The 10,040-nt window shown below is 50.6% G+C and carries 8 protein-coding genes; all 8 read left to right on the top strand.

Features of this window, described 5'->3' with window-relative positions:
* Positions 1-75: 75 nt before the first annotated feature.
* Positions 76-759, top strand: coding sequence for a cytochrome c3 family protein (locus Q0294_RS01395; RefSeq protein WP_299460045.1), 684 nt, complete (start codon positions 76-78; stop codon positions 757-759).
* 11 nt (positions 760-770) lie between these two features.
* Positions 771-3,830 (top strand): TAT-variant-translocated molybdopterin oxidoreductase, encoded by a 3,060-nt coding sequence (locus Q0294_RS01390; RefSeq protein WP_299460042.1) that lies wholly within the window; start codon positions 771-773, stop codon positions 3,828-3,830.
* Positions 3,831-3,914: 84 nt separating this feature from the next.
* Positions 3,915-5,312, top strand: a complete 1,398-nt coding sequence (gene nrfD / locus Q0294_RS01385; RefSeq protein ID WP_299460039.1) for an NrfD/PsrC family molybdoenzyme membrane anchor subunit — start codon at positions 3,915-3,917, stop codon at positions 5,310-5,312.
* A gap of 62 nt (positions 5,313-5,374) precedes the next feature.
* Positions 5,375-6,793, top strand: a complete 1,419-nt coding sequence (locus tag Q0294_RS01380; protein WP_299460036.1) for a quinol:electron acceptor oxidoreductase subunit ActD — start codon at positions 5,375-5,377, stop codon at positions 6,791-6,793.
* Between the two features lie 57 nt (positions 6,794-6,850).
* On the top strand, positions 6,851-8,092 hold the full coding sequence (locus tag Q0294_RS01375) for a quinol:cytochrome C oxidoreductase (RefSeq protein ID WP_299460033.1): 1,242 nt from the start codon (positions 6,851-6,853) through the stop codon (positions 8,090-8,092).
* A 52-nt stretch (positions 8,093-8,144) separates the two neighbouring features.
* Positions 8,145-8,474 carry a hypothetical protein gene (locus Q0294_RS01370; RefSeq protein ID WP_299460030.1) on the top strand — a complete coding sequence of 110 codons (330 nt, stop codon included), beginning with the start codon at positions 8,145-8,147 and terminating at the stop codon, positions 8,472-8,474.
* Positions 8,471-9,328 (top strand): SCO family protein, encoded by an 858-nt coding sequence (locus tag Q0294_RS01365; protein WP_299460028.1) that lies wholly within the window; start codon positions 8,471-8,473, stop codon positions 9,326-9,328. The genes Q0294_RS01370 and Q0294_RS01365 overlap by 4 nt, the downstream gene beginning before the upstream one ends.
* Before the next feature lie 89 nt (positions 9,329-9,417).
* Positions 9,418-10,040 (top strand): cytochrome c oxidase subunit II (gene coxB, locus Q0294_RS01360; RefSeq protein ID WP_299460025.1); only part of this gene is annotated, 623 nt, incomplete at its 3' end.

Here is a 10,040-nt window from a genome sequence, read left to right as displayed (position 1 = left end):
GCCACATCATTTCCAGGGTCAGAATTTGCTCTGGGGAGATGGTCTTGCTCGAAAGGTCTTATCAGGTATATCAAAATGGATCGTTTTCTGTTTCCGAAATGGGCGAATTCAATTGTTTCAGTGCTGGGTGCGCTGGGCGGTGTTGGCGCTTTGTATGTCTTGGGTATGGTGGCTTTCGGGGCCAGTCCTGAGACAACCGACGTGGGATATCAGCCCGAGCAGCCTCTGCCTTTCAGCCATGCATTGCATGCCGGAAAACTGAAGCTCGATTGCCGCTATTGCCATAATACCGTGGAAGTGGCCGGGCATGCCGCCATTCCTCCGACCGCCACCTGTTTGAATTGCCACAGTGGCGCTGATGTGAACGGCGTTGTGAATACGGTTTCTGTTCATTCGACAAGTACCAGGCTGTCTGCCGTTCGTGAGAGTCAGGCGACGAATAAGTCAATTCAGTGGCGTCGTGTGCATGACTTGCCGGATTATGTTTATTTTAATCATAGTGCCCACGTTCGTCGTGGTGTGAGCTGTGTTGCCTGTCATGGTCGGGTCGACAAGATGGAAAAAGTAACGCAGGTCAAACCGCTGAGTATGGGCTGGTGTCTGGAATGCCATCGGCATCCTGAGCCTAATCTTCGTCCGCCGGAGTTTGTCACCAAGCTCGACTGGGTGGCTGATGGAGATCCGTATGAGGTGGGTGAAAAGGTTCGGAAGGAACTGAATTTGAATCCTTCTACAAATTGTTCTACGTGTCACCGCTAAGGGGTTCGGTTGTGGATAAAAAGTATTGGCGAAGTTTGAATGAATTGCATTCCACGCCGGGTTTTGAAGAAATTTTGCATCGCGAGTTTCCAGTAGCGGCTTCCGAGTACCCGGAAGGGGTTTCGCGGCGGCGCTGGATGCAGTTGATGGGTGCGTCTGTAGCTCTGGCTGGGGTCTCAGGCTGCCGTTGGGAAGATGAAAAGATTTCTCCAAGTGTCTCGCGTCCGGAAGGCCGCATTCCCGGAATGCCGCAGAAATACGCCACGTTCATGGAACTGGGTGGTCAGGCTGAAAGTCTGCTGGTAACCTGCTATGACGGTCGGCCGATTAAAGTGGAAGGCAACCCTGATTCTCCTCAAAATCGGGGCTCATCGACAGTTTTTGCACAATCGGAAACGCTGTCGCTATACGATCCCGACCGGACTGTGGGGGTCGTGGAGCGCAAAGAAGGCACGCGTTATGCGCGTGACTGGCAGGCGTTTCTGGAATACTCTGATACAGTGCTGGGTCAGGCACGACAGGACGGTGGCGCCAAGCTGCGGGTTCTGGCTGATGTGAGTTCTTCAGCCGCCAGAAAGAATCTTCAGGAGAAGTTTGCAGCCTTGTACCCGCAGGCACGCTGGTATGATTATACTGCCAACTCGCGCGATAATGTCTATGCAGGGACAAAACTGGCGTTTGGGGAAGCCGTTCGTCCGCACTTCGACTTGAGTAAAGCGAATATTGTGGTCTGTCTGGATGAGGATCTGCTTTCCGAGCACCCCGCAGGCATGCTGCATACGCGCGAATGGGCGGCCCGCCGCGATCCCGCTGCCGGCGAAATGAACCGCATGTACGCAGTCGAAAGCCGGTTCACCACCACCGGCCTCGCCGCCGACCATCGCCTGCCTTCCCGTTCTGTGGATATTGCTTCCTATCTTTCCAAACTGGAAGAGCAGATTCAATCTCGCTTGTCCGGCAAAAAACCTGAGGCTACCGGCGACGAATACGCGGCTAAGGTTCTGGCTGCAATGGCAGAAGACCTCGTCGCCAATCAGGGTGCAGGTTTGATTGCCATTGGTTCAAGTCAACCGGCTGAACTGCATGCCCGCGTTTGTAAGCTGAATGAACAGCTGGGGAACGTCGGTAAAACAATTCGGTATTCCAAAGAGCCGCTGGCAAGAGATCTTTCTGCAGTCGAAGCATTACGGGAATTAACCGCCGAAATGCAGGCCGGCTCTGTTGAGACGCTGGTAATTCTGGGCGGAAATCCTGCCTACAATGCACCCGGCGATATCGATCTGGTCTCCGCTCTGACCAAAGTGCCTCACTCAATGCATCTGGGTGAGTACGAAGATGAAACCTCCCTGCTGTGTAAATGGCATCTGCCCAAAACACATCCGTTCGAGCAGTGGGGGGATGCCCGTTCTTACGATGGAACACTGTGTGTCGCGCAGCCATTGATTGAGCCTTTGCACGATGGAAAATCAGAAGTCGAACTGCTGGCCATTTTGTGTGGCGAAAAACATCCGGTTGCCCTGGATCTGGTGAAAGAGGCCGTCAAAGGCTCCCTGGATTCAATGGCGGTTAACGCCTCCTGGCGTCGGCTGGTGCATGACGGCATTTTGAAGGGAAGCGCTCTGGAAGCTGTCTCTCCCAAAGTCAAAGAACTGCCTGCTGTGAAAAGCAGCGAAGTCACCGGTGAAGAGATGGAACTGGTGTTTTACATCAGCCCGCAGCTGTATGATGGTTGTTTTGCCAACAGTGGCTGGTTGCAGGAAACTCCCGATAATCTGACGAAAATTACCTGGGATAACGCGGCCATTATTGCTCCCAAAACAGCGAAAGAGCTGGGAGTGGAATTCGGTTCTGTCGTCAAGCTGATTCTGGACGGAAAGTCCATCGAATTACCAGTTTACGTCCTTCCGGGCCAGGCTCCGGGTTCGATCGCGGTTGCCTTGGGTTATGGACGCACTGCCGCCGGTCTGGTGGGCGGTGATGTCGCCCGCGATGTCAAGCCTGTGGGTGAAAACATTGCGGCTCTGCAATCCAAAGCAGCAATGAATTTTGCGGCTGGTCTGAAAGTCGAAAAAACAGGCAAAGAATACGAACTGGCCATCACCCAGGATCACCACAGTATTGATAACGTTGGTGCGGGTGAAATTCATGGACGCGTGGGACAACTCGTTCGTGAAGGGACGGTGAGTGAATACAAATCGCATCCCGATTTTGCCAAACATGTGGTTCATCATCCTCCCCTGGAATCATTGTGGGAAGAACTTTCCTACGAGGGACAAGCCTGGGGGATGTCCATCGATTTGACCAAGTGCATTGGCTGTAATGCCTGTTCGGTTGCCTGTCAGGCAGAAAACAACGTTCCGGTTGTTGGACGGGAACAGGTTATTAAAAGCCGTGAAATGCACTGGCTGCGAGTGGACCGTTACTTTACCGGTGACGATGTTAATAATCCCGGCGTTTCCATTCAGCCGATGTTGTGTCAGCAATGCGAACTGGCTCCCTGCGAGCAGGTTTGTCCGGTCGCTGCGACGGTTCATACGGATGAAGGGTTGAATGACATGGTTTACAACCGCTGTGTCGGAACCCGTTATTGTGCCAATAACTGCCCGTACAAAGTCCGTCGCTTCAATTACTTCAACTTTAACAAAGTCTATGAAGATCCAAATCGAAAACTGCAGGCACTGGTCCTGAATCCTGAAGTGACCGTGCGTCATCGCGGGGTTATGGAAAAATGTACTTACTGTGTGCAGCGTATCAAGGCGGTGCAGATCGAAGCCAAAAATGATCAGCGGCCCATCAAAGATGGTGAAATCGTGACGGCCTGTCAGCAGGCGTGTTCCGCGAAAGCGATCGAATTCGGTGATCTGAAAAATGAAAAGAGCCGCGTGGCCCAGGCGCATGCGAGCCCTCGATCTTATGCCGTTCTGGCGGAATTGAATATCAAACCCAGAACTGCTTACCTGGCGCGCATTCTGAATCCGCATCCTTCTCTGGCCAAACCTGCTTCAGAAGGACACGGACACGGAGAAGCACACGCTGAAGCGGGGCATCAGGAAAAAGCGGAAAAACATTAGTAGTGACTAAAGAGACACGATTTTTATTGTGACGGTTAGTTTAACCAATCCTTTTGAATTTATAGAGCAAAGATATCAAAAGCCATGGCTTCAGTAACTGCAAAGCCAATTGACACAACAATCGAAGTTCCCGGCAAGCGAACTCCGCTTGTTACCGGTGCGCACGACTATGGGACTGTAACGGACGCCGTCTGTCGACTGGCTGAATGTAAAACTCCCACAGCCTGGTATGTGGCATTGGGAATTTCGGCTTCCCTGATGGGAATGTTATTTGGTCTGATCGGATATTTGATCATCACCGGTGTCGGGGTCTGGGGTAACCGCAGCCCTGTATTCTGGGGTTGGCCGATTGTGAACTTCGTGTTCTGGGTCGGTATCGGTCACGCTGGTACTTTGATCTCCGCGATTCTGTTCCTGTTCCGCCAGAACTGGCGTACCGGGATCAACCGAGCTGCGGAAGCGATGACCATTTTCGCTGTGATTTGTGCGGGCGTGTTTCCCGGAATTCATATTGGTCGCGTCTGGCTGGCCTACTGGCTGTTTCCGATTCCCAACCAGATGGCAATGTGGCCCAACTTCCGCAGTCCTTTGCTGTGGGACGTATTTGCTGTTTCGACATACGCAACGGTTTCCCTGTTGTTCTGGTACATGGGCATGATTCCCGACCTGGCAACATTACGGGATCGAGCGACCGGAAAGATTCAGCAATTCGCCTATGGTCTGTTTTCACTTGGCTGGAATGGTTCTTCGCGACACTGGCACCGTTACGAAAGAGCGTATCTGTTGCTGGCAGCTCTGGCAGCGCCGCTGGTGTTAAGTGTGCATACCATCGTTAGTTTTGACTTTGCCGTTTCGCAGTTGCCCGGTTGGCATACCACGATCTTTCCTCCGTACTTCGTTGCCGGGGCCGTTTTCAGTGGTTTCGCGATGGTGCTGACTCTGATGATTCCCGCCCGGACGATTTGCGGGATTCAGGACTTGCTGACCGATCGCCATCTGGAGAACATGACCAAGGTGATTATTGCCACCGGTACCATGGTGGGTTACGCCTACGCGATGGAGTTTTTCATTGCCTGGTATGGCGGTAACCGCTACGAAACATTTGCGTTTATTAACCGTGCCTTTGGTCCCTATGCCTGGGCCTACTGGATCATGGTTTCCTGCAACGTGATCAGCCCGCAGTTATTCTGGATCAAGAAAATTCGAACTACGCCCTGGATGATTTTTGTGGTGTGCGTGTTCGTGAATATTGGTATGTGGTTTGAGCGTTTTGTGATTACAGTGACCTCGTTGAGCCGTGACTTCCTGCCTTCCAGCTGGGGTTATTTCAAGCCGACGATCGTCGATGTGTTAATGTTAATTGGTAGTTTCGGTCTGTTCATGACGTTGTTCCTGCTCTTCTGCAAGTTCCTGCCGATGGTGGCGATGGCAGAAGTGAAAAGTGTGATGCCCCGGCCCGGCGGCAAGAGCGATCATCACTAAAACCTGTATTTGCGGGATCACGGTCAGTTACGACTTAACTCATTAGTTGAATAAAAAAGATTATGGCGACCACAATCGAACAACCAGTAAAAACCAAAGCAGAACCTGAGCTTCTCGGGTTACTTGCCGAGTTCGATGATCCAAATGCGTTGATCGAAGCATCAAAGAAAGTCCGCGATGCCGGCTACCGCAAATGGGACACGCACACTCCTTTCCCGCTGCACGGGATCGATGAGGCGATGGGCATCAAGTGGACGATTCTACCCTGGATCGTTGCCGCCTGTGGATTGACCGGCGGTACGATTGCAATCGGCATGCAGTACTGGATGAACGCTGTTAATTATCCGTTTCTGATCAGCGGTAAGCCGCTCTTCAGTATTCCGGCCTGTATTCCGATTACTTTTGAACTGTCCGTGTTGTTAGCCGCCTTCGGTGCGTTTTTCGGCATGCTGGTTTTGAACCAGTTGCCGAAGCTCTACAATCCGTTGTTCAAGTCAGAAGCCTTCCGCCGTGCGACGAATGACCGGTTTTTCATTAGCATGGATGCCAAAGATGCGAAGTTTTCCGAGATTGATTCCGGCGAGTTTCTGCATTCGTTAAACCCGATTGGGGTCGAAGAATTCTGGTCCGACGTGGAATCTCCCAAACTGCCGCGTAATCTCAAGCTGGCTTTGGCTCTGGTGGGCGTGCTGCTGCTTATGCCGCCGGCGCTGGTTGCCTATAAACGCTCGACAACTACAAATTCGCCGCGCATTCACATTGTGCCCGATATGGATTTTCAGCCGAAACTGAAGGCGCAGAATACCACCAACCTGTTCCCCGACGGCCGGGAAGTACGCCCCAATATCAAAGGCACCATTCCTCGCGGTCAGTTTAAAGATGACAATATTCCATTCTATTATGGATTGAAATATCTGCCTGAAGATCAGGACGTGGTCGTCATCGCGTTGCAGGATGAGAAAAAGACAGATGCGAAAAAGACAGAGGAAAAGCCACCGGCTGATCCCAAAGCCGATGCTGCAAAAACACCTGCGGAAAAACCGGCTGACCCGGCTGTAGACGCTGCCGCTGCTGAAGCCAGCAAGCTCGAGAAACTTCCCTGGGTGACGGAATTTCCGATGCCTGTCACGGAAAAAATGATGGCCCGCGGCAAGGAACGGTATCGGATTTACTGCTCTGCCTGTCACGGTCTCGGCGGCGAAGGGGACGGTCTGGTTTCGTTGAGAGCAATGGACTTGCAGCAGGGAACCTGGGTCAAACCAGCTTCATACCATACGGACAATGTGCGAAAGCTTCCCGTGGGTCGTCTTTATCACACCATCACACATGGTGTCCGCAAGATGCCCGCGTATGGCGCACAAGTTCCACCGGAAGATCGCTGGGCAATTGTGTTGTATCTGAGAGCACTGCAGAAGAGTCATGAAATCGATGCGACTACCATTCCTGAAGCAGAAAAAAGAAAACTTCGGGACACTAAATAATAAGTAAACGCCACAGGCCACTTGTTGAATTTTATTTCGTTCTAAACAAGAAAAGTTATGCATACTTCACCTGACACTAAAAACAAGATTCAAGTTCATACACTGGCAGAACTGGGGCCGCTCCCCATGAAAGTGGCGCTGGGCTGTTCTATCCTGCTGCCGGTCGCCTTTGTGTTAGGGTGGTTCAGCGAAAACGGGATGGAAAAGTTTGCCTTCTCGTATTTACAAAGTACGTTTTTCTTTTTGAGCATTTCGCTGGGCGCTCTGTTCTTTGTGATGATTCAGCAGTTGACGCGCGCCGGCTGGAGCGTTGTGTTACGCAGAATCTCTGAGTTTATCGCGATGGGCGTGATTCCTCTGGCCGTGCTGGTGCTGCCAATTGTGCTGCTGACCCTTGCCGGAAATGATATTTTATATTCATGGGCGAGCGCTAAGAATGTAGCCGCCGATCAACTGCTGCAGGCGAAAGCACCGTACTTGAACAGCGGATTTTTTGCGCTCCGGTATCTGATCTACTTCGGTTCGTGGATCTTTCTGGCGCGGTTCTTTTTGTATAAGTCTGTGGCCCAGGACGAAAATGGCGACCCTGAATTAACGCTGTTGATGGAACGCCGCAGCGGTCCGGGACTGTTGCTGTTTGCATTCACAGTCTCCTTTGCAGCCATCGATTTTATCATGTCGCTGGACCCGCACTGGTTCAGTACCATTTTCGGTATTTACTATTTTGCCGCTGGTCTGGTCGGTTTCTTCAGCATGCTTGCCATCACTTTGATTTATCTGCGCAGCAAAGGCTTACTACACGATCCTGTCACGATTGAGCATCTGCACGATGTCGGCAAGTTATTATTTGCCTTTAACTGCTTCTGGGCTTACATTGCGATTTCTCAGTATCTGTTAATCTGGTACGCGAATATTCCGGAAGAAACCATCTTTTTCCTGCATCGTCAGTCGCATGGCTGGGGAACGGTTTCTCTGATCCTGGTCATCGGACACTTTGCGATACCGTTTGTGTTTTTTATGTCTCGCTGGATGAAGCGGAACCCGAAAGCTTTGTTTTTCTGGGCCGTTTACCTGCTGGTCATGAACTGGATCGACATTTTCTGGCTGGTGTTGCCGAATGCAAAAACCGGAAGCGAAACCATGAGTGTCTCGATGGGAATGATTCTGGTCGATGTCTGCTGTACGATCGGCGTCGGCGGAATTTATGTTGCCGGCTTACTGAAATTTGCCGATCATAAATCAATCATGCCGGTCAGGGATCCTCGTCTGGAAGAATCACTCGAGTTTCACAATATTTAATCACCGTCTGATCTGTTGAAGATCAGCGCCTTTTAGAATAAGAGAATTTACTATGTCGGATCATAAAGCAGTCTATGATGATCTCGATACCACGATGATCGCTTTTGTCGGGATCGTGGGAACCATCATTACTTTTTTCCTGGTCTTTGCGGTTGCCGCTCTGGATCAGTCGTTTGAGAAGTCGGAAAACGTAGAGAAAGTGATTCTGGTTCCGGAGCAAAACGCAGATAGTATTCTGGCCAATCAGGCGGCTGCTCTGACGGAATACCGATGGATTGATCAGGATAAAAATATCGTTGCCATACCCATTGACCAGGCGATGCAGATTGTCGTTCAGGAAGAACAGCAGAAGCAGGAACAAGCAAAAACCAAGAAACCATGAAACCTTTTCAGTACTTTATTCTGACGATTCTCTTCTGGGCATTTTGTGTGATGCCCGTGCAGGCAGATCGTATGGAAAAAGCGCCGAAGAGTATTGAGACTCTGGATGTGATCGAGCATCCCGACACGCGCCTGCCTCTGGGACTGGACTTTCAGGACAGCACTGGAAAACACGTTAAGCTCGAAGATTATTTTAAAAAGAATCGACCGGTGATTCTGTCGATGAACTACTCTAACTGCCCGATGCTGTGTTCGTTACAGCTGACGGCTCTGGTCAGAGGTTTGAAGGATTTAGAGTGGTCAGCGAGTCAACAGTTTGATTTTGTCTCGGTGAGCATTGATCCGAAAGAAACCTATCAGAGAGCCAATTTAACTAAACAGAAATACTTCAAAGAATATAATCGTGCAGGAACAGCCGCCGGCTGGCATTTCCTGTGTGGCGAACAGGCGGCGATTACCGATCTGGCAAACGCCATTGGAATACAATACAAATATATCGAGGAACGTAAGGAATTTGCACATCCGGCTGTATTGGTCGTGTGTACGCCCGACGGTCGCATTTCCAGATATTTATATGGAGTGCAATTTCCGGAACAGACTTTGAAATTAGCGTTGGTGGAAGCGTCTGAAGGCAAGATTGGTACAACCATTGATCGGTTTTTACTGTTTTGTTTTCACTACGATGCAGACAGCGGTCGATATGCTCCGACAGCGCGGAATATTATGAAAATCGGTGGCTTCGCTACCGTCTTTATCTTAACGGTCGTTTTGATTCCGTATTGGCGGGGTCGAAAAGGCAGACATGACAGTGAAATGGTTCAGGCACAAACATTGGAAAAAGCTGACGGTTCCTGAAAGCTTTAGGAATCATCGGACAAATAAGATTGTGTTTTGATCGGTTTGGTTAATACCTTAACACTCAACAGTTGATTGTGTGAATGCAGATGAAACTATTCATCCCTAATTTTTTAGCGAATGCAGACGCCGGGTTCTGGTTCCCGTCTCAAGGGTCCACAGTGGCAGAGGGCGTCGATTCTGTCTACTTCTTTATTCTGTATGTCTGCACGTTTTTCTTCGTGCTGATCGTCGGTATCATGGTCTTGTTCATGATCAAATACCGTCATCGTCCGGGAGTGGAAGCAGAAGTGACCGTCACGCATAACCTGCCTCTGGAACTCTCCTGGTCTGTGATTCCCACACTCCTGACGATTGTCATGTTCTGGGTCGGTTTCACTTCGTACCTCGATATGCGAACGCCCCCTGCTTCCTCGTATGAAATTGATGTGGTCGCCAAAAAGTGGTCCTGGGCTTTCAAATATCCGAATGGCTGGATTGAAAGCGAATTGCATATTCCGAAAGATCAGAACGTTACTTTAACCATGGCTTCGGATGACGTGATTCACAGCCTGTGGATTCCCGCATTCCGCACCAAGATGGACGTCGTGCCGGGACGCTATACGCAGGAATGGTTTAACGCCACTAAAGCAGGGACTTATCCTCTGATGTGTGCCGAATACTGCGGACAGAAACACTCGGAGATGGTGACCCATGTGGTCGTGCATGAGAC

Source organism: uncultured Gimesia sp. (assembly GCF_937919775.1).
Taxonomy (GTDB): domain Bacteria; phylum Planctomycetota; class Planctomycetia; order Planctomycetales; family Planctomycetaceae; genus Gimesia.
Note: the sequence above shows the minus strand (reverse complement) of the source record. Positions and strands in the feature narration are given on the sequence as shown.